Source organism: Pseudomonas sp. PDM17, assembly GCF_014851985.1.
GTDB lineage: Bacteria > Pseudomonadota > Gammaproteobacteria > Pseudomonadales > Pseudomonadaceae > Pseudomonas.
Map to the genome: position 1 here is coordinate 144,233 of NZ_JACVAT010000010.1, position 17,235 is coordinate 161,467.

Consider the following 17,235-nt stretch of genomic DNA (forward strand, 5'->3'; position numbering starts at 1 on the left):
CCACTGGAGATACCCGGATGAGCCTGACCCTGATCGCCATCATTCGCGCCAAACCCGGCCGCGCCGACAGCCTGCAGGAACGCCTGCACGGCATGCTCGCGCCTTCCCGCGCCGAGGCCGGTTGCCTGCAATACGACCTGCACCGCGACATCAAGGACGCCGAGCTGATCTACATGATCGAGCAGTGGCGCGATGAGGAGGCCCTGGCCGAGCACGAGGCCAGCCCGCACTTCCAGGCCTTCGTGAAGGCCGCCGAACCCGACCTGGCGGAACTCGATATCCGCCTGATGAACCGCATCGACTGATCGCCTCGAACGCATAGGAATTCCCATGAAAGCCATCGGCTACACCCAGAGCCTGCCCAGCACCGACGCCAATTCCCTGCTCGACATCCAGCTGCCCGAGCCCACGCCCGGCCCGCGCGACCTGCTGGTGGAAGTGCGCGCCATCTCCGTCAACCCGGTGGACACCAAGGTGCGCCAGCGCGCCCAGCCCGCCGAAGGCCAGTACAAGGTGCTGGGCTGGGACGCCGCTGGCGTGGTTCGCGCGGTGGGCAGTGAGGTCAGCCTGTTCAAGCCGGGCGACAAGGTCTGGTACGCCGGCGACCTGACCCGCCCCGGCAGCAACGCCGAGCTGCAGCTGGTGGACGAGCGCATCGTCGGCCCGATGCCGCAGAGCCTGGACTTCGCCCACGCCGCCGCACTGCCGCTGACCACCATCACCGCCTGGGAACTGCTCTTCGACCGCCTGCAGGTGGCCGAAGGCAAGGCCAGCGCCGGACAGAGCCTGTTGATCGTCGGCGCCGCCGGCGGTGTCGGCTCGATCCTCACCCAGCTGGCGCGCCAGCTCACCGGCATGACCGTGATCGGCACCGCTTCGCGTCCGGAAACCCAGGAATGGGTGCGCAACCTCGGCGCGCACCACGTGATCGATCACCGCAAGCCGCTGAGCGAAGAACTCAAGCGCATCGGCGTCGGCGAAGTCACCCACGTGGCCAGCCTCAACCAGACCGAGGAGCACCTCGCCGAGATCGTCGCCAGCCTGCGCCCGCAGGGCCGCCTGGCGCTGATCGACGACCCGCTGAACCTCGACGTGCGCCTGCTCAAGCAGAAGAGCCTGTCGCTGCACTGGGAGTTCATGTACACCCGCTCGATGTTCCAGACCGACGACATGATCGAGCAGCACAAGCTGCTGCAGCGAGTGGCCGGGCTGATCGACAGCGGCGTGCTGAAGACCACCCTGGGCGAGCACTTCGGCAGGATCGACGCCGCCAACCTGCGCCGCGCCCACGCGCTGCTGGAAAGCAACACGGCCAAGGGCAAGATCGTGCTGGAAGGGTTCTGACCTGCGGCTCCCTGTAGGAGCGCCCCATGGGCGATCGCGGGCATGGCCCGCTCCTACAGGGTTACTCTTTCGCCTTGGACAGCAACCGACAGAGCTTCTCGGTGGCGTCGAGCATCGCAAAGCTCGGCTTCTCCAGGTTGCGATCCGGCACCACCCAGAGCTGCCTGAGCCGCGTGGCGCTGAGTTGCTGCATGCCAGTCCAGCTACGCAGCTGGTCCTCGCTGGCCGCCACGATCACCTGCGGATCGCGCGCCAGCACGGCTTCCCGGCCAACCTGCGGCGCGGGCAGGTCTAGATCGGCGAACAGGTTACGGCCCCCGCAGACTTCCAGCGCCTCGCTGATGATCTGCCGACCACCGACGGTATAAAGCGGACGGTCCCACACCTGATAGAACACCTTGAGCGGCGGCGCGCGGTGGTACTGCGTCCGCAGCTGCGCCATGCGCGCCTCGAAGGCTTGCGCCAGTTCTCGCCCCTTCTCCGCTCGCCCCAGTCGCTCGCCCAGCTCGCGGAACTGCCGGGCGATATCCTCCAGACGGTGCGGATCGGCCACATAGACCGGGATGCCCACGGACGTCAGGCGTTGCAGCTGCGCTTCGGGCACGGCGCCAGGCCAGACCAGCAGCAGGTCAGGCTGCAGGGCAAGAATCTGTTCGAGGTTGACCTGACCATAGCGGCCGACGGAAGGCAGGTCTTTCAGGGATTCCGGGCGCGGCCCGCCATCGAGCAGGCCGGCCAGCCGGTCGCCGGCGCCCAGTTCGAGGACCATGTCGGTGAGGGAAGGCGCGAGGCTCACCACCCGCTCCGCCGCCGCAACCGGCAGGCCGGCAAGCAGCAGGAGCAGGCAGAGTAAACGGCGCATCAGGCCAGTTGGCGCGGCAGACGGTACAGCCAGAGGATGACCAGGCTGGCGAAGCCCAGCAGCAGGACGGGCACGCCATGCAGGTCGACCAGCACCGCCAGGGCGCCGATCCAGCCCGGCAGGCTGCCGACCAGCGCGCCACGGCGCTGCGCGGCGCCCAGCGCCTGCCAGGCGGCGGGTTCATCCGCGCCATCGCGGGCCTTGCCAGTGGCAATCAGCGCATGCTTGTAGCGGCGGAACAGCGGCAGGGTAAGGAACATCGACAGCAGGCCGACGACGAACACCGGCGTGGCCAGCGATTCCGGCCCGGGCGCATCACCCACCAGCGCCAGCATCAGGTGCTGCGGCGCCAGCGCGAGCGCCAGCAGCAACCACCAGAGCAGATTCAGCCGGCGCCGGGCAGCGGCGCGATTCACGAAGCGGATGCCTCGGCCTCGGCTTCGCCCTGATGCATGTTGCCCAGCATGTGGCCCAGCTTGCCTGCCTTGGTCTGCAGGTAACGCTTGTTGTGCGGGTTCAGGCCCTTCTGCAGCGGCACGCGCTCGGCAACGGTCAGGCCGTAACCTTCCAGCGCCTTCACCTTGCGCGGGTTGTTGGTCATCAGCCGCAGCGAGCAGACGCCCAGGTGCTTGAGCATCGGCAGGCACATGGCGTAGTCACGCTGGTCGGCGCCGAAGCCCAGGGCCAGGTTGGCTTCAACGGTATCGGCACCTTCGTCCTGCAAGGCGTAGGCGCGGATCTTGTTGAGCAGGCCAATGCCACGGCCTTCCTGACGCAGGTACAGCAGGACGCCGCGGCCTTCCTTGGCGATGGCCGACAACGCGCCCTCGAGCTGGAAACCGCAGTCGCAGCGCAGACTGAACAGCGCATCGCCGGTGAGGCATTCGGAATGCAGACGCCCCAGCGCCGGCTGGCCGTCGTCGAGCTTGCCCATGGTCAGGGCGACGTGTTCCTTGCCGGTTTCCTCGTCGAGGAAGCCATGCATGGTGAATTCGCCGAAGGGAGTGGGCAGCTTGGAGGCGGCGACGAAAACGACAGACACCGGAAACTCCTGAAAGATTTATCTAAGGAAGGAGGACCGGGATTGTAACAGCTGCGCCGGCTGCACCGTCATTGCGAATTCTGCAAGATAAGCATCGATGCTTTTGATAGAAGTCACGGGGACTGCAGACTAGCGGCTCAGTGCTTGGCCTGGATGTACATCATGCCCTGGTCTTCCCGCCAGCCGACGCGGTTGAGATAGCTCATGCCCAGCAGGATGTCGGTGGGAAAATCGCCCTCGAGCACCACCGCCTCGACCCCCAGCACCTCGACGCCGCCGAGCTTCACGCTGTTGAGGGTCACCCGCCAGCCCTTGGCCGTGCCGCTGGCGGTGGAGGCCATCATCGGCGTACCGCCGGCACGGTAATCCAGTCCCAGGCGCCGGGCCTGACCTTCGTTCATGGCGATCGAAGTCGCGCCGGTATCCACCAGGAACTGCGCATTCTGGTTGTTGATCGTGCCGGCGACCCAGTAATGACCGCCGGTACCGCGGGCGATGCTGGTCTCGGCGTGCGCGGCCGGCGCGGCATAGCCGGCCGTGTTGTACTCGCGGCTCAACTCATAAGTCTGCTCGACGCCGCCCACGCGCAGAACCGCCTTGTGGCTGTCGGCACTGACCACCTGCACGCCTTCCGGGCCGGTCTGGCCGACCTTCACCAGCTTGCGCTGGCCGTCGATGCTGAGCACCGCCGCGCCGGGGAACAGCCCCACCACCTGCACTTGTGGCGCTGCCAGAGCAGCGAAGGAACAGAGGGACAGGCAGATCAGGACGGACAGGCGCATGGCAGTCACTCCTTGGGCGGCAGCAGCGGTTTCAGCGGGGCGTAGGGCCAGTGCCAGCGGGCGAAGATGCGTTCCAGCTCGCCGCTGCGGTAGAGCACCTGCATGCGTGAATCATAGAGTTTCGCCAATGCCCGCCCACGGTCATTGTTGGCGAAGCCAAGATACAGCGGAATCGAACCGACATCGGTGATGTGGTAGACGCTGGCATCAACGCCCCTGGCCTCGATCATCTCTTCCAGCTCGGGCCGCGCGTCGATGAAGTAGTCGATGCGGTGGCCATCGAGCATCGGCAGGGCAGAGCTGCGCCGTTGCAGCTCGTTGCGCTGTTTGAGGTGGTCCAGGTAGCGGTCGAACGCATAGCCGCGCATCCACGCCAGGCGGTAGCGGTCGAGCGTGGCCAGGGTCGGCTGGGGAGAAGTCTTCAGGCCCAGCGCGCCGATGGGATCGACGTCATAGGGCCAGTGTGGATAGATGATGTGATCGATTTCGTTTCGGTAGGAGCCGACCCAGGCGTCTGCCTCGCCGCGCTGCACCAGCCCGACCGAGCGCACGTAGGGCTCGCTGCGCAGGCTCAGGCGCACGCCTTCGGGCTCGTAGATGGCCCGCAGCAGATCCCAGGCCAGGCCACGGCCGTCGGCCTGGCTGTAGTTGACCCAGACTTCACTGACCACCCGGACTTCCGCGGGCAGCCCGGCAGGCGCTTTGGTTGTATTGTCAGCGGCCAGGGCCGACGCCAGGGAAATCGCCGGCAGCCAGCACAGGCAGAGGAGCAGGCACAGCAGTCGGCGCATCGATCTTCCTCAGATCAGCCAGTGGGCCCAACCCCATGTCAGGCCTTGCATCACCAGCCAGGCGAAAACGCCGGCCAGCACGTCATCGAGCATGATGCCGACGCCGCCATGGACGTTACGGTCGATCCAGCTGATCGGCCAGGGCTTGGAAATGTCGACGATGCGGAACACCACGAAACCGACCAGCAGCCACCACCAGCCTTCCGGCACCAGCCAGAGGGTGATCCACATGCCGACCATCTCGTCCCAGACGATGCCTTCGTGATCGTGCACGCGCAGGTCGTCGGCAACCTTGCCGCACAGCCAGAAGCCGAACAGCATGGTGACGCCCAGCATCAGCCAGTAACCCCAGTCCGGCAGCATCTGCCAGAGTGGTATGAAGGGTAGCGCAACCAGCGAACCCCAGGTGCCCGGCGCCTTGGGCAGGGTGCCCGAGCCGAAGCCGAAGGCCAGGAAGTGCCAGGGATTGCTCCATACCGAATGGGGTACGGGTTGGGCCGGGGCCTGGTTGGGGTGTTCTGTCACGGTCACTCCATGAAATGCAGGTAGCCGCCCTGATGCGGCGTGATATCGGCACCAGCGCCATCGAGCACGCGCACGCCCGAACCGGCTTCCACCCTACCGACCACGCGCAGGGCCGGCCAGTTCGCCGAAAGTGCAGGCAGATGCTCGGCAGGCAGGGTGAAGGCGAGCACGTAGTCGTCACCGGCGCCCAGCTTGAGCTGCTGCGCACGCTCGGCGCCCAGCAGGGCTTCAAGCGCGGGGCTCTGGGGCAGTCTGTCGGCTTCAACGATAAGCGCCACGCCGGAAGCGCGGGCGATGTGGCCGCAGTCGGCGAGCAGCCCGTCGGAAATATCCAGCGCCGCCGTGGCCTTGCCACGCAGCGCCTGGCCGAAATCCAGCTGCGGCTGTGGCGACCAGTAACGCGCCAGCAGCGGTTCAGCGACGGACGGCTCGGCGGTCATCTCGCCCAATACCAGCGGCAACGCCCCACCCGCCTCGCCCAACGGCCCACCGACACACAGCAGGTCGCCCGGCCGCGCACCGGCGCGGGTCAGCGCCTGCCCGGCGGGCACGCCGCCGAATACGGTGACGGTCATCGCCAGCGGGCCACGGGTGGTGTCGCCGCCGATCAGCACCAGCGCGCATTCCTGCGCCTTCTGGTTCAGGCCACGGGCGAAACCTTCCAGCCAGGCCGGGTCGGCCTCGGGCAGGGTCAGGGCAAGGGTGAAGCCGATGGGCGCGGCGCCCATGGCCGCCAGGTCGCTGGCGGACACCGCCAGGGCACGCTGGCCAAGCAGGAAGGGATCGCAGACGGCGGGAAAATGCACGCCGACGACCAGGGTGTCGGTGGAGATCGCCAGCTGTTCGCCGGCCCTGGGCGCGAGGAGCGCGCAGTCGTCGCCGATCCCCAATGCCACTGTCTCGCCGCCGGCCGCACACGCGGCCGAGGCGAAGTAGCGACGGATCAGCTCGAACTCACCCATGCCTCAGCGCTTGGCGCCACGCAGTTCGGCGGCGCGCAGACGCGGAGCGAGCTTGTCCAGCACGCCGTTGACGAACTTGTGTCCGTCGGTAGCGCCGAAGGTCTTGGCCAGCTCGATACCTTCGTTGATGACGACCTTGTACGGCACGTCCAGGCGATTGCGCAGCTCGTAGGTGGCCAGGCGCAGGATGGCCAGCTCCACCGGGTCGATCTCTTCCAGCGCACGGTCCAGGCAGGGAGTGAACGCCTCGTCCAGATCGGTCTTCAGGCGCGGTACGCCGTGCAGGATCTCGTGGAAGTAGGCGCCGTCGACATCACTGAAATCGTTGTCGGTACGGAAGGTCGCCTCGATCTCGTTGAGCGGCTGGCCAGCCATCTGCCAGGAGTACAGGGCCTGCACCGCGAGGCTGCGGGCCTTGCGGCGCATGGCGATCTTGTTCGGCTTGGCGGGCTTTGCCGGGGCGTTGTTGCCGTCCTGGGTGCTCACTTGGCCTCCAGCTGCGACAGCAGGCTCACCATTTCCAGGGCGGACAGGGCAGCTTCGGCGCCTTTGTTGCCGGCCTTGGTGCCGGAGCGCTCAATGGCTTGTTCGATGGAGTCGACCGTCAGCACGCCGAAGGCAACCGGCACGCCGAACTGCAGGGAAACCTGCGCCAGACCCTTGGTGCACTCACCAGCAACGTATTCGAAGTGCGGGGTGCCGCCACGGATCACCGCGCCGAGGGCGATGATGGCGTCGAACTCGCCGCGCTGGGCGACTTTCTGCGCCACCAGCGGGATTTCGAAGGCGCCCGGAGCACGGATCACGGTGATTTCGCTCTGGGCGACGCCGTGGCGCACCAGCGCGTCGATCGCGCCTTCCACCAGGCTTTCCACCACGAAGCTGTTGAAGCGGCCAACCACCAGGGCGAAGCGGCCTTTGGGGGCGATGAAGGTACCTTCGATGGTCTTCAGGGTCATGGGCAAGTCTCACTGTTAAAGAGCCGGAGCGTCACTGTGGCGCTCCGCAAATAGGGTAGAAGAACGGCACCGCCGTGCCAGGGCACGGCGGCGAGGTTCATTCAGCGGGCAGGTATTCTACAACTTCCAGGTCGAAACCGGATATCGCGTTGAAGCGCATCGGTGCCGACATCAGGCGCATCTTGCGAACGCCCAGGTCGCGCAGGATCTGCGAACCGGCACCCACGGTGCTGTAGGTGGTGGTCGGTTTCTGCACGGGCGCCGGGGTATTGGTGATCTCGCGGACATGCGCCAGCAGATCGTCGCCGCCGACCTGGTGGCCCAGCAGCAGGACCACGCCGGTGCCGGCCTCGGCCACCTTGGCCATGGCCGCGCGCAGGCTCCAGCGGCCCGCCTGGTTGACCATCAGCAGGTCGCGCAGTGGATCGGGGTTGTGCACGCGCACCAGGGTCGGCTCTTCCGGACAGACGTTGCCCAGAGTCAGCGCCAGGTGCACGTCGCCTTCCACGGAATCGCGGTAGGTGATCAGCTTGAACTGGCCCAGTTCGGTATCCAGCGGCTGCTCAGCGAGGCGCTCGACGGTGCGCTCGTGGATCAGGCGGTAGTGGATCAGGTCGGCAATGGTGCCGATCTTGATACCGTGCTGCTGGGCGAACTCTTCCAGCTCCGGGCGACGGGCCATGGTGCCGTCGTCGTTCATGATCTCGCAGATCACGCCGGACGGCTCGAAACCGGCCATGCGCGCCAGGTCGCAGGCCGCTTCGGTGTGACCGGCGCGAGCCAGCACACCGCCAGGCTGGGACATCAGCGGGAAGATGTGGCCGGGGCTGACGATGTCGGCGGCAACCGCGTTCTTCGCGGCGGCGGCCTGCACGGTGCGGGCGCGGTCAGCGGCGGAGATGCCGGTGGTGACGCCTTCAGCGGCCTCGATGGAGACGGTGAACTTGGTGCCGAAGCCGGAACCGTTGCGCTGCACCATCAGCGGGATACCGAGGCGCTCGCAGCGCTCGCGGGTCATCGGCATGCAGATCAGGCCACGGGCGAAGCGGGCCATGAAGTTGATATCTTCGGTGCGGACACACTCGGAGGCGATGATCAGGTCGCCTTCGTTCTCGCGGTCCTCGTCATCCATGAGGATGACCATCTTGCCCTGACGCATGTCGTCGAGCAGTTCTTCAATGCTGTTGAGTGCCATACGGGGAAGAGCCTTATCAGTGTTTCATGAAGCCGTTTTCGGCCAGGAATGCTTCGGTGATGCCGCCAGCGCCGGCGGCGGGGTCCGCCGCCTTGTCGCCGAGCAGCAGGCGCTCCAGGTAGCGCGCCAGCAGGTCGACTTCGAGGTTGACCAGGCGACCACCGCGGTAGTCGGCCATGATCGTCTCCTGCACGGTGTGCGGGACGATAGTCAGCTCGAACTCGGCGCCGTTGACCGCGTTCACCGTCAGGCTGGTACCGTCCACGGTGATCGAGCCCTTGAGCGCGATGTACTTGGCCAGTTCACGCGGTGCGCGCACGGTGAACTGGATGGCGCGGGCGTTTTCCTCGCGCTTGACGATCTCGCCGACACCGTCGACGTGGCCGCTGACCAGGTGACCGCCCAGGCGGGTGGTCGGTGTCAGGGCCTTTTCCAGGTTCACCCGGCTGCCGATCTTGAGCTGCGCGAAGGCGGTGCGCGCGAGGGTCTCGCGGCTGACGTCGGCCCAGAAGCCGTCGCCCGGCAGCTCCACGGCCGTCAGGCAGATGCCGTTGACCGCGATGCTGTCGCCGAGCTTGACGTCGGCGAGGTCGAGCTTGCCGGTCTTCACGTACAGGCGTACGTCACCGCCTTTCGGGGTGATGGCAGCAATGGTGCCGATGGATTCGATTATGCCGGTGAACATGGGGCCTCCCGCACGGCGAAGGCCGCTGGCCGGGTGGGCCGCGTAGCCAACTGGGAAAGATGATGCATGTGGCGAACTCCTGTTTTGGTTAAAAAACAGGGCGTATCGATCGAAGGGACTTCACGGACGCGCGCAGGCACGCCCCGATGGCTCATCCCGTTCTCTCTTCATCCGGACTATGACCGTCGGCCCCGGAATCACACCGGGTCTGCTGACCCTGGCCATCCGGCGAACCGGTCTGGACAGGCGCTCGCGGGCTAGACGCATTGCGCGCCATTACCGCCGGTGGGGACTTGCACCCCGCCCTGAGAACGTCAATCGCGGTCGTTACAGCGTCGACCGCGTGTGGCGTTTTACCACAGGCCGGCGCAAGTCGGAAGCTTCCTATTGATCGCTCCGCGCCCGCCGGCAAGCCGAAGTCAGTGGCGCCAGCGCGCCATCACAGCGGTCTGGCCGTGACCAGCCAGTCGTCTCCCACTGCGCGGATGTCGACGATCTTCAGTTCGCGGGATTCGCTCATGCGCTCAAGCGGCAGTTCCAGCAGCGGGCGCGCGACGGAGCCGAGCAGCTTGGGCGCCATGAAGATGCTGTATTCGTCCACCAGCCCGAGGCGGGCGAAGGCCCCAGCAAGGCGCGGACCGGCCTCCACCAGCACCTCGTTGACACCTCGGCGGCCGAGTTCGGCCAGCAGCGCCATCAGGTCGACCTGACCGTCGAGGCCGGCGAGGTTCAGCAGTTCGTGGCCGACCACGGCGTAGTTCGGATCGTCCCGGGTGCTCACCACCAGCGCCGGGCCGGCCTGAAAGAAGGTGGCGGTCAGCGGCACGCGCAGGCGGCCGTCGATCAGCACGCGCAGCGGCTGGCGCCGGGAGGCCAGCTCGGTCTGTTCGGCGTCCAGGCCCAGGTCGTCCGGGCGCACGGTGAGGCGGGCGTCATCGGTCAGCACCGTATCGGCGCCGGACAGCACCACGCTGGCTTGCGCGCGCAGGCGCTGCACGGCGCGGCGCGCGGCCGGCCCGGTGATCCACTGGCTCTCGCCGCTGGCCATGGCGGTGCGGCCGTCCAGGCTCATCGCCAGCTTCACGCGCACGAACGGCAAGCCGGTTTCCATACGTTTGAGGAAACCCTGGTTCAGCGCGCGGGCTTCGCTTTCCAGCACGCCGGAGCCCACTTCGATGCCGGCTTCGGCGATGCGCCGCATGCCGCTGCCGGCGACCTGCGGGTTCGGGTCCTGCATGGCCGCGACGACGCGGGCGAGGCCGGCGCCGATCAGCGCATCGGCGCACGGCGGCGTGCGGCCGAAGTGGCTGCAGGGTTCCAGGGTGACGTAGGCGGTGGCGCCACGGGCCTTGTCGCCGGCCTGGCGCAGGGCGTGAACTTCCGCATGGGGCTCGCCAGCGCGCACGTGCCAGCCTTCACCGACCACCTCGCCATCGCGAACGATGACGCAGCCGACGCGCGGATTGGGATGGGTCGTGTACCAGCCCTTGCGCGCCAGCTCGATGGCGCGGGCCATCCAACGCTCGTCCATGCCACTCATTCCTTCGACGGCTCGCGGGCCAGGCGCTCGATTTCCTCGCGGAATTCGTTGAGGTCCTGGAAGCGGCGGTACACCGAGGCGAAGCGGATATAGGCGACCTCATCGAGCTTCTGCAGCTCGGCCATCACCAGCTCGCCCAGCACCCGCGACTTGATCTCGCGCTCGCCGGTGGCGCGCAGCTTGTGCTTGATGTGCGCCATCGCCTCCTCCAGCCGCTCGATGCTCACCGGACGCTTCTCCAGCGCACGCTGCATGCCGGCGCGCAGCTTGTCCTCGTCGAAAGGCTGGCGGCTGCCGTCCTGCTTGATCAGGCGCGGCATGACCAGTTCGGCGGTCTCGAAGGTGGTGAAACGCTCGCCGCAGTTCAGGCACTCACGGCGCCGGCGGACCTGGTCGCCCTCGGCGACCAGGCGCGAATCGATGACTTTGGTGTCGTGGGCGCCGCAGAAAGGACAGTGCATGGCGAGTCTTGGGCAGTCAGAAAGGTAAGAGGCTCATGGTAGCGCATCGACTGGCCGAAGAAACCCCGCTCCCACGAGACACGCCGCAGGCATTAGGCTATACAGGCGCCCGCCTGGAATCTGTTGCGATGGAGCCCGCCATGTTCGCCCGCCTGCTCTGCCTGTCCCTTACCGTCCTGCTGGCCGCCTGCGCCAGCGAGAAGCCCGTGCCGGTTACCCAGCCGGTCGCCGTCACGAAGCCATCGACTTCCCCGCTGGACGAGCCCGTGCCAGCCAACATGCGCGCCCTCAGCGGTCAGCTCAGCAGCTCCCAGGGCTTCCTGCCAGCCGGCAGCGAAGTGGAACTGGCGCTGCTGGTGATCGACCAGCGCGACCGCCCGCAGCAGTTGCTCTCCAGCGAGAAGATGATTGCCACCGGCCAGGCCCTGCCGTTCCGCGTGGTGTTCAACCCGCAGTCCTTCCCGGCCGGCGCCCGCGTCGAACTGCACGGCCGCGTCTCGCAGTCCGGCCAACTGGCCTGGCGCCTGCCGCCGGTGCGCATCACCCAGCCGGAAACCCGCGCCCTCGGCGAGCTGCGCCTGGAGCGCGCGCCGTGACGCCACCGCTTTCCCTGCAGACGGCCCTCGGTGAACTGCTCGGCGACGCGCGCCTGTCGGCCGAGACCTTGCCCGGCACCGACATCCGTCTCTGGCTGATCGACGCACAGAACATGGACCGCGAGTTCAGCCCCGACGAAACCCGGCGCATCCTCGAAGAACCGCCCTACTGGTGCTTCTGCTGGGCCAGCGGCCTGGTGCTGGCCCACTGGCTGGCCGAGAAACCCGAATGGGTGCGCGGCAAGCGCGTGCTGGATTTCGGCGCGGGCTCGGGCATCGCCGCTATCGCCGCAGCCAAGGCCGGCGCCGCCGAAGTGGTGGCCTGCGACCTCGACCCGCTGGCGCTGGATGCCTGCCGCGCCAACGCCGAGCTGAACGGCGTGGAGCTGACGTACTCGGCGGACTTCTTCCAGGAGGAGGACCGCTACGACCTGATCATCGTCGCCGACGTGCTCTACGACCGCGCCAACCTGCCGCTGCTGGACGAATTCCTCAGCCGTGGCCGCGAGGCCCTGGTCGCCGACTCGCGGGTCCGCGACTTCAGCCATCCGCTGTACCAGCGCCTGGGCACTCTCGACGGCTGCACCTGGCCGGACCTGGCCGAGCCGGCCGAATTCCGCCATGTGAGCCTCTATCACGCGCGCCGCGGATAGCGCGGGCGCGGCGGGGCAAACCATCTCGGATACAGTCCTACGCTCAATGCACGCCTGGTGCGCCATTGTAGGAGCGGGCCATGCCCGCGATCGCGCCCATGGGGCGCTCCTACAGGGAATGCCGGCGCCAGCGTGTGGGTTGTTTCCGTCAGGCAGCGCCCCCACTTATAGTGGCAACCACCTTCATCGCCCCACTCGATTCGAGATTCCCCATGAGCGATACGCCCTACATCTTCGACGCCAGCATCGCCAACTTCGATCAGGTCGTCATCGAGAACTCCTTCCACAAACCGGTCCTGGTGGACTTCTGGGCCGACTGGTGCGCCCCGTGCAAGGCCCTGATGCCGCTGCTGGCGCAGATCACCGAGTCCTACCAGGGCGAGCTGCTGCTGGCCAAGGTCAACTGCGACGTCGAACAGGACATCGTGATGCGCTTCGGCATCCGCAGCCTGCCCACCGTGGTGCTGTTCAAGGACGGCCAGCCGGTGGATGGCTTCGCCGGCGCGCAGCCCGAATCGGCGATCCGCCAGATGCTCGAGCAGCACGTACAGCCACCCGCTCCGGCCGCCGACAATCCACTGGAACTGGCGCAGATTGCCTTCAACGAAGGCCGCTTTGCCGAATCCGAGGCACAGCTCAAGGTGCTGTTGGGCGAAGACAACACCAACGCCGCCGCCCTGATCCTCTACGCCCGTTGCCTCGCCGAACGCGGCGAGCTGGGTGAAGCCGAGACCGTGCTCGACGCAGTGAAGAGCGACGAGCACAAGCAGGCGCTGGCTGCCGCCAAGGCCCAGCTGACCTTCCTCCGCCAGGCTGCCGACCTGCCCGACGCCGCCACACTGAAGACCCGCCTGGCCGCCGACGCCAACGACGACGAAGCCACGTACCAACTGGCCGTCCAGCAACTGGCCCGCCAGCAGTACGAGGCGGCGCTGGACGCCCTGCTCAAGCTGTTCGTGCGCAACCGCAGCTACGGCGAGGACCTGCCGCGCAAGACGCTGGTCCAGGTGTTCGACCTGCTGGGCAACGACCATCCGCTGGTGATCGCCTACCGGCGCAAGCTGGCGAACGTTCTCTACTGATCGCTTCGCGGTACTTTTTCACCTGTAGGACCGCCCCATGGGCGCGATCGCGGGCATGGCCCGCTCCTACAGGCAGATTCGTTATTCCCCGTCGACCCAGTTGAAGACCTGCACACCCTCGTGCACCTCGATCTTCACCTTCGGACTGTGCCGCAGGCGCACCAGCAGCCCCTTCGCTGCCCCTGAACTCCCCGCCAGCGCCGCCAGCTCATCCAGCAGTTGCGGCCCCTCGCTGCTGCCACTGCGGCGCAGCAGGTCCTGCGCAGCCAGCCACAGCTGATCCACTGGCGCGCCCGCTGCGGGCGCAGGCACGGCAGCGGCCACCGACGCCACGGCGGCAGCCGGCAGGTTCTGCGCCAGCCGCGCCCAGTCGCTGTCATCCATCTCCACGGTGAGGTCCACCGGCCAGTCGCCGATGGTGCCCTTGATTCTCAGCATCGCCCTTCTCCTCGCGGCCTTTCGCGCATGCTCCCACGGCGCAGCCGTCGCGCCAAACGCACGCTAAGCTGGCGTTAATAATTCACCTGTTATAACGTAACAAAATCATTCATCACACCGGAGTTTCCCATGCGCCCCCTGCTCCTCGCTGTCGCCCTGCTGCCTATCGCCGCCCAAGCCCACGACGAACATGAACACGGCAGCCTCGGCAAGCACGAGCATGGCGTCGCCCAGCTCAATGTAGCCCTCGACGGCAAGACCCTGGAACTGGAGATGGACAGCCCGGCGATGAACTTCGTCGGCTTCGAGCATGCCGCCACCAGCGACGCCGACAAGGCCACGGTCGCCGCCGTGCAGACCCAGCTCAAGCAGCCGCTGCAACTGCTCGCCCTGCCCGCCTCGGCAAAATGCAGCGTGCAGTCGGTGGAGCTTTCCAGCCCGCTGTTCGGCGATGCGCCCAAGGCCGACGACGATCATGACCACGATCACGAGCATGCCGACGGCGACCACGACGAACACGAAGGTCACCATCACGCCGACATCGACGCCCACTACCAGCTGACCTGCACTCAGCCGCAGGACCTGGCCAGCCTCGATTTCGCGCCGCTGTTCAAACGCTTCCCGGCGACCCAGAAGATTCAGGTACAACTGATCGGTCCGAGCGGCCAGCAAGGTGCAGAATTGACCGCCGCCAATCCAATCCTGAACTTCTGAAAGCCTTGAAATGACAGCACTGCTCGAACTCGACAATCTTGGCTTCGCCTGGCCCGGCCAGGCGGAGCTGCTGGACATCCCCGCCTTCGCGCTGGGCCGTGGCGAGACCCTGTTCCTCAAGGGCCCGTCCGGCAGCGGCAAGACCACCCTGCTCGGTTTGCTCGGCGGCGTGCAGCGCCCCCAGCGCGGCAGCGTGAAGCTGCTCGGCGAAGACATCGCGCAGATGAAGCCTTCGCGCCGCGATCATTTTCGCGTCGATCACACCGGCTACATCTTCCAGCAGTTCAACCTGCTGCCGTTCCTCTCGGTGCGGGAGAACGTCGAGCTGCCCTGTCATTTCTCCCACAGCCGTGCCGAACGCGCGACCCTGCGCCACGGCAGCGTGGCCAAGGCCGCCGAAGCGCTGCTCAAACATCTGGGCCTGGGCGATGCGGCGCTGATCGAACGCCGCGCCGACAGCCTGTCGATCGGCCAGCAGCAGCGCGTCGCCGCCGCCCGCGCGCTGATCGGCCAGCCGGAACTGGTGATCGCCGACGAGCCGACCTCGGCGCTGGACGCCGACGCCCGCGAAGCCTTCCTCCAATTGCTGTTCGCCGAATGCCGCGAGGCCGGCGCCAGCCTGCTGTTCGTCAGCCACGACCAGAGCCTGGCGCCCCTGTTCGATCGCAGCCTGTCGCTGAGCGACCTCAACCGCGCCGCCCGCGCTCCGGGAATCTGAGCATGTACCTGTTGCGCCTGGCGCTCGCCAGCCTGTCCAACCGCCGCTTCACCGCCCTGCTGACCATCTTCGCCATCGCCCTCTCCGCCTGCCTGCTGCTGGCGGTGGAGCGCGTGCGCACCGAGGCCAAGGCCAGCTTCGCCAGCACCATCTCCGGCACCGACCTGATCGTCGGCGCCCGTTCCGGCTCGGTGAACCTGCTGCTCTACTCGGTGTTCCGCATCGGCAACGCCACCAACAACATCCGCTGGGAAAGCTACGAGACGGTGACCCATAGCCCGCTGGTGAAGTGGGCCATCCCGATCTCCCTGGGCGATTCGCACCGCGGCTATCGCGTCATGGGCACCGACACCGGTTACTTCGAGCACTACCGCTTCGGCCGCGGGCAGACGCTGGAGTTGGCAGAGGGCAAACCGTTCGGCCAGGACCTGTTCGACGTAGTGCTCGGCGCGGAAGTCGCGCAGGCCCTGCATTACAAGCTCGGCGACAAGGTCGTCCTGGCCCACGGCGTCAGCACCATCAGCCTGGTGCAGCACGACGACAAGCCGTTCACCGTGGTCGGCATCCTCAAGCGCACTGGTACGCCGGTGGACCGCACCCTGCACATCTCCCTGCAAGGCATGGAGGCGCTGCACGTCGACTGGAAGAACGGCGTCCCGGCACGCGGCGCCGACCGCGTCAGCGAAGACCAGGCGCGCGGCATGGACCTGCAGCCCAAGGCGATCACCGCCTTCCTGCTGGGCCTGAAGAGCAAGGTGGCGACCTTCACCCTGCAGCGGCAGATCAACGAATACGACGGCGAACCGCTGATGGCGATCCTCCCCGGCGTGGCGCTGCAGGAGCTGTGGGGGCTGATGGGCACGGCGGAGAAGGCGCTGTTCGTGGTCTCGCTGTTCGTGGTGCTGACCGGCCTGATCGGCATGCTCACCGCCATCCTCACCAGCCTCAACGAACGCCGCCGCGAGATGGCCATCCTGCGCTCGGTGGGCGCGCGGCCCTGGCACATCTTCAGCCTGCTGGTGGCGGAAGCCTTCGCTCTGGCGCTGGCGGGCGTGGCACTGGGCATCGGGCTGCTATACGCCGGCATCGCCGGCAGCCAGGCGTACGTCCAGGCGAACTACGGCATCTTCCTGCCATTGGCACTGCCCAGCGCCTATGAATGGTCACTGCTGGGCGGCATACTCCTGGCGGCGCTGCTGATCGGTTGTGTACCGGCGTGGCGTGCCTACCGGCAATCGCTGGCCGATGGCCTGTCGATCCGTCTCTGATTCAGCCACCAGCGAGCCAGCCCCTGCGAGCCAGCCCCGTGAAAGCAAGTCCCATGCGCCGCCTGCTGTTCCTCCTCCTGCTGCTGCTCGCCACCAGCGCCACCGTCTGGGCGGCGCCGCGTGAGCTGAGCTGGCCGGAACTGATCCCCGAGGGCGCACCGCCGCCCCCGCCGCCCGTGCCGCTGCACGATATGTCCAAACTCTCCGATGTACTCAATTCGGAGAGTGGACCGGCGGTGAAGCAGCAGATACCCAACGCTCCCGTGGTACAGCAGCTGGACGGCCAGGAAGTGAAGATGCCCGGCTACATCGTGCCGCTTGAAGTGGAGGAAGACGGCCAGACCGTTCGCGACTTCCTGCTGGTGCCCTACTACGGCGCCTGCATCCACGTACCGGCGCCGCCGTCCAACCAGATCGTCTATGTTCGAGGCGGCAAGGGCGTAAAAGTCGACGAGCTTTATCAGCCTTTCTGGATCATCGGCAGGATGAGCGTGAAGGCGATGGAAAGCGACCTCGCCGAGGCCGGCTACCAGATGCAGGCCAGCAGCATCGAACCCTACGAATACACCGGCCAGTGACAGGGCGCGGCGCTTTGCCGCACCCTCGATTCCTACAAAG

23 protein-coding genes and 1 riboswitch are annotated in these 17,235 nt (G+C 67.0%); of the genes, 9 read left to right on the top strand and 14 right to left on the bottom strand.

Annotation, left to right across the window (positions count from 1 at the left end):
* Nucleotides 1-17: 17 nt before the first annotated feature.
* Nucleotides 18-305 carry a putative quinol monooxygenase gene (locus tag IB256_RS28130; protein ID WP_017521835.1) on the top strand — a complete coding sequence of 96 codons (288 nt, stop codon included), beginning with the start codon at nucleotides 18-20 and terminating at the stop codon, nucleotides 303-305.
* Between the two features lie 25 nt (nucleotides 306-330).
* Nucleotides 331-1,344 carry a zinc-binding alcohol dehydrogenase family protein gene (locus IB256_RS28135; RefSeq protein ID WP_192290518.1) on the top strand — a complete coding sequence of 338 codons (1,014 nt, stop codon included), beginning with the start codon at nucleotides 331-333 and terminating at the stop codon, nucleotides 1,342-1,344.
* Between the two features lie 61 nt (nucleotides 1,345-1,405).
* Here IB256_RS28135 and IB256_RS28140 read toward each other — a convergent pair whose 3' ends face one another.
* The 13 genes from IB256_RS28140 to nrdR form a co-directional block, all read right to left on the bottom strand.
* Entirely contained in the window at nucleotides 1,406-2,206 is an 801-nt protein-coding gene (locus IB256_RS28140; protein WP_192290520.1) for a cobalamin-binding protein, read from the bottom strand.
* Nucleotides 2,206-2,622, bottom strand: a complete 417-nt coding sequence (locus tag IB256_RS28145; protein ID WP_192290522.1) for an MFS transporter — start codon at nucleotides 2,620-2,622, stop codon at nucleotides 2,206-2,208. The genes IB256_RS28140 and IB256_RS28145 overlap by 1 nt, the downstream gene beginning before the upstream one ends.
* Nucleotides 2,619-3,248 carry a GTP cyclohydrolase II gene (ribA, locus tag IB256_RS28150; protein WP_081517131.1) on the bottom strand — a complete coding sequence of 210 codons (630 nt, stop codon included), beginning with the start codon at nucleotides 3,246-3,248 and terminating at the stop codon, nucleotides 2,619-2,621. The genes IB256_RS28145 and ribA overlap by 4 nt, the downstream gene beginning before the upstream one ends.
* Nucleotides 3,249-3,385: 137 nt before the next feature.
* Complete coding sequence (locus IB256_RS28155; RefSeq protein ID WP_192290524.1) at nucleotides 3,386-4,030, bottom strand: TIGR02281 family clan AA aspartic protease; 645 nt, start codon at nucleotides 4,028-4,030, stop codon at nucleotides 3,386-3,388.
* A 5-nt stretch (nucleotides 4,031-4,035) separates the two neighbouring features.
* On the bottom strand, nucleotides 4,036-4,821 hold the full coding sequence (locus IB256_RS28160) for a substrate-binding periplasmic protein (protein ID WP_192290526.1): 786 nt from the start codon (nucleotides 4,819-4,821) through the stop codon (nucleotides 4,036-4,038).
* A gap of 9 nt (nucleotides 4,822-4,830) precedes the next feature.
* Nucleotides 4,831-5,346: a phosphatidylglycerophosphatase A gene (locus IB256_RS28165; RefSeq protein WP_081517128.1), complete on the bottom strand. Its 516-nt coding sequence runs from the start codon at nucleotides 5,344-5,346 to the stop codon at nucleotides 4,831-4,833.
* Nucleotides 5,347-5,348: 2 nt separating this feature from the next.
* The gene (thiL, locus tag IB256_RS28170; RefSeq protein ID WP_192404792.1) at nucleotides 5,349-6,308 is read right to left on the bottom strand and encodes a thiamine-phosphate kinase; all 960 of its coding nucleotides are present in this window, start codon (nucleotides 6,306-6,308) and stop codon (nucleotides 5,349-5,351) included.
* 3 nt (nucleotides 6,309-6,311) lie between these two features.
* Nucleotides 6,312-6,794 (bottom strand): transcription antitermination factor NusB, encoded by a 483-nt coding sequence (nusB, locus tag IB256_RS28175; protein WP_081517126.1) that lies wholly within the window; start codon nucleotides 6,792-6,794, stop codon nucleotides 6,312-6,314.
* Nucleotides 6,791-7,267: a 6,7-dimethyl-8-ribityllumazine synthase gene (gene ribE / locus IB256_RS28180; protein WP_081517125.1), complete on the bottom strand. Its 477-nt coding sequence runs from the start codon at nucleotides 7,265-7,267 to the stop codon at nucleotides 6,791-6,793. The genes nusB and ribE overlap by 4 nt, the downstream gene beginning before the upstream one ends.
* Before the next feature lie 97 nt (nucleotides 7,268-7,364).
* Nucleotides 7,365-8,462, bottom strand: coding sequence for a bifunctional 3,4-dihydroxy-2-butanone-4-phosphate synthase/GTP cyclohydrolase II (gene ribBA, locus IB256_RS28185; RefSeq protein ID WP_081517124.1), 1,098 nt, complete (start codon nucleotides 8,460-8,462; stop codon nucleotides 7,365-7,367).
* A 16-nt stretch (nucleotides 8,463-8,478) separates the two neighbouring features.
* The gene (locus IB256_RS28190) at nucleotides 8,479-9,147 is read right to left on the bottom strand and encodes a riboflavin synthase (RefSeq protein ID WP_192290531.1); all 669 of its coding nucleotides are present in this window, start codon (nucleotides 9,145-9,147) and stop codon (nucleotides 8,479-8,481) included.
* A gap of 154 nt (nucleotides 9,148-9,301) precedes the next feature.
* A riboswitch (FMN riboswitch) is annotated at nucleotides 9,302-9,464 on the bottom strand.
* Between the two features lie 122 nt (nucleotides 9,465-9,586).
* On the bottom strand, nucleotides 9,587-10,687 hold the full coding sequence (ribD, locus tag IB256_RS28195; protein WP_192404793.1) for a bifunctional diaminohydroxyphosphoribosylaminopyrimidine deaminase/5-amino-6-(5-phosphoribosylamino)uracil reductase RibD: 1,101 nt from the start codon (nucleotides 10,685-10,687) through the stop codon (nucleotides 9,587-9,589).
* Nucleotides 10,684-11,148, bottom strand: coding sequence for a transcriptional regulator NrdR (gene nrdR, locus IB256_RS28200; protein ID WP_045215192.1), 465 nt, complete (start codon nucleotides 11,146-11,148; stop codon nucleotides 10,684-10,686). Before nrdR ends, ribD begins: the two co-directional genes overlap by 4 nt.
* A 128-nt stretch (nucleotides 11,149-11,276) precedes the next feature.
* Here nrdR and IB256_RS28205 point away from each other — a divergent pair, with 128 nt between their 5' ends.
* The 3 genes from IB256_RS28205 (at nucleotide 11,277) to trxA (ending at nucleotide 13,479) form a co-directional block, all read left to right on the top strand.
* Nucleotides 11,277-11,744 (top strand): YbaY family lipoprotein, encoded by a 468-nt coding sequence (locus IB256_RS28205; protein ID WP_192290535.1) that lies wholly within the window; start codon nucleotides 11,277-11,279, stop codon nucleotides 11,742-11,744.
* Nucleotides 11,741-12,397 (top strand): class I SAM-dependent methyltransferase, encoded by a 657-nt coding sequence (locus IB256_RS28210; RefSeq protein WP_192404794.1) that lies wholly within the window; start codon nucleotides 11,741-11,743, stop codon nucleotides 12,395-12,397. The genes IB256_RS28205 and IB256_RS28210 overlap by 4 nt, the downstream gene beginning before the upstream one ends.
* Before the next feature lie 212 nt (nucleotides 12,398-12,609).
* Nucleotides 12,610-13,479 carry a thioredoxin gene (trxA, locus tag IB256_RS28215; protein ID WP_192290539.1) on the top strand — a complete coding sequence of 290 codons (870 nt, stop codon included), beginning with the start codon at nucleotides 12,610-12,612 and terminating at the stop codon, nucleotides 13,477-13,479.
* A gap of 81 nt (nucleotides 13,480-13,560) precedes the next feature.
* On the opposite strand, the gene IB256_RS28220 is transcribed toward trxA, so the two are convergent.
* The gene (locus IB256_RS28220) at nucleotides 13,561-13,917 is read right to left on the bottom strand and encodes a hypothetical protein (protein WP_192404795.1); all 357 of its coding nucleotides are present in this window, start codon (nucleotides 13,915-13,917) and stop codon (nucleotides 13,561-13,563) included.
* A gap of 129 nt (nucleotides 13,918-14,046) precedes the next feature.
* On the opposite strand from IB256_RS28220, the gene IB256_RS28225 reads away from it, so the two are divergent.
* From IB256_RS28225 to IB256_RS28240, 4 genes are read left to right on the top strand one after another with little or no spacing between them, the layout of a single operon-like run.
* A complete protein-coding gene (locus tag IB256_RS28225; RefSeq protein ID WP_192404796.1) occupies nucleotides 14,047-14,631 on the top strand; it encodes a DUF2796 domain-containing protein in 585 nt (194 codons plus the stop codon).
* Between the two features lie 10 nt (nucleotides 14,632-14,641).
* Nucleotides 14,642-15,349 carry an ABC transporter ATP-binding protein gene (locus IB256_RS28230; RefSeq protein WP_192404797.1) on the top strand — a complete coding sequence of 236 codons (708 nt, stop codon included), beginning with the start codon at nucleotides 14,642-14,644 and terminating at the stop codon, nucleotides 15,347-15,349.
* 2 nt (nucleotides 15,350-15,351) lie between these two features.
* Nucleotides 15,352-16,617, top strand: a complete 1,266-nt coding sequence (locus tag IB256_RS28235; RefSeq protein WP_192290546.1) for an ABC transporter permease — start codon at nucleotides 15,352-15,354, stop codon at nucleotides 16,615-16,617.
* 53 nt (nucleotides 16,618-16,670) lie between these two features.
* Entirely contained in the window at nucleotides 16,671-17,195 is a 525-nt protein-coding gene (locus tag IB256_RS28240; protein ID WP_192290675.1) for a DUF3299 domain-containing protein, read from the top strand.
* Nucleotides 17,196-17,235 lie beyond the last annotated feature (40 nt).

What these genes read in the sequence shown, in the direction of transcription:
- IB256_RS28235 (WP_192290546.1), top strand. Translation starts at nt 15,352, where the DNA reads ATGTACCTGTTGCGCCTGGCGCTCGCCAGCCTGTCCAACCGCCGCTTC.
- IB256_RS28130 (WP_017521835.1), top strand. Translation starts at nt 18, where the DNA reads ATGAGCCTGACCCTGATCGCCATCATTCGCGCCAAACCCGGCCGCGCC.
- ribE (WP_081517125.1), bottom strand. Translation starts at nt 7,267, where the DNA reads ATGACCCTGAAGACCATCGAAGGTACCTTCATCGCCCCCAAAGGCCGC.
- IB256_RS28205 (WP_192290535.1), top strand. Translation starts at nt 11,277, where the DNA reads ATGGAGCCCGCCATGTTCGCCCGCCTGCTCTGCCTGTCCCTTACCGTC.
- nrdR (WP_045215192.1), bottom strand. Translation starts at nt 11,148, where the DNA reads ATGCACTGTCCTTTCTGCGGCGCCCACGACACCAAAGTCATCGATTCG.
- thiL (WP_192404792.1), bottom strand. Translation starts at nt 6,308, where the DNA reads ATGGGTGAGTTCGAGCTGATCCGTCGCTACTTCGCCTCGGCCGCGTGT.
- ribBA (WP_081517124.1), bottom strand. Translation starts at nt 8,462, where the DNA reads ATGGCACTCAACAGCATTGAAGAACTGCTCGACGACATGCGTCAGGGC.
- IB256_RS28155 (WP_192290524.1), bottom strand. Translation starts at nt 4,030, where the DNA reads ATGCGCCTGTCCGTCCTGATCTGCCTGTCCCTCTGTTCCTTCGCTGCT.
- IB256_RS28135 (WP_192290518.1), top strand. Translation starts at nt 331, where the DNA reads ATGAAAGCCATCGGCTACACCCAGAGCCTGCCCAGCACCGACGCCAAT.
- IB256_RS28220 (WP_192404795.1), bottom strand. Translation starts at nt 13,917, where the DNA reads ATGCTGAGAATCAAGGGCACCATCGGCGACTGGCCGGTGGACCTCACC.
- IB256_RS28190 (WP_192290531.1), bottom strand. Translation starts at nt 9,147, where the DNA reads ATGTTCACCGGCATAATCGAATCCATCGGCACCATTGCTGCCATCACC.
- trxA (WP_192290539.1), top strand. Translation starts at nt 12,610, where the DNA reads ATGAGCGATACGCCCTACATCTTCGACGCCAGCATCGCCAACTTCGAT.
- IB256_RS28160 (WP_192290526.1), bottom strand. Translation starts at nt 4,821, where the DNA reads ATGCGCCGACTGCTGTGCCTGCTCCTCTGCCTGTGCTGGCTGCCGGCG.
- IB256_RS28140 (WP_192290520.1), bottom strand. Translation starts at nt 2,206, where the DNA reads ATGCGCCGTTTACTCTGCCTGCTCCTGCTGCTTGCCGGCCTGCCGGTT.
- IB256_RS28230 (WP_192404797.1), top strand. Translation starts at nt 14,642, where the DNA reads ATGACAGCACTGCTCGAACTCGACAATCTTGGCTTCGCCTGGCCCGGC.
- IB256_RS28240 (WP_192290675.1), top strand. Translation starts at nt 16,671, where the DNA reads ATGCGCCGCCTGCTGTTCCTCCTCCTGCTGCTGCTCGCCACCAGCGCC.
- ribD (WP_192404793.1), bottom strand. Translation starts at nt 10,687, where the DNA reads ATGAGTGGCATGGACGAGCGTTGGATGGCCCGCGCCATCGAGCTGGCG.
- IB256_RS28225 (WP_192404796.1), top strand. Translation starts at nt 14,047, where the DNA reads ATGCGCCCCCTGCTCCTCGCTGTCGCCCTGCTGCCTATCGCCGCCCAA.